The organism is Telluria sp. AZSoR62, assembly GCF_058111565.1.
The window spans coordinates 1-228 of record NZ_JBYTST010000699.1 but is presented as its reverse complement, the minus strand read 5'-3'; the positions used below and the strand labels follow the sequence as shown (position 1 = coordinate 228).

At 33.8% G+C, this 228-nt stretch carries 1 protein-coding gene; it reads left to right on the top strand.

Going from position 1 to position 228, the window contains the following annotated elements:
- Positions 1 to 228 (top strand): hypothetical protein (locus AC3XQU_RS25185; RefSeq protein WP_489876810.1); only part of this gene is annotated, 228 nt, incomplete at both ends.

Below are 228 nucleotides of genomic sequence, written 5' to 3'. Positions count from 1 at the left end.
AAAACGAAAAAAAAGCATTTAGGGAAATAACATCAGAGCTCGAAAAAATCCCATCCGAGGTAGAAAAAAAGCTCACCAACACATCTTTAAATAAGAAAATCCCCGAGCTAAACACTCATCTAGAATCACTTATATCCGCCATAAAAAAAGAAGTTATAAAGTGCAATAATAAAATCAAAGAATGGGACAAACTCCAACCTGACGTACGCTCAAAAGATGAAATATTAG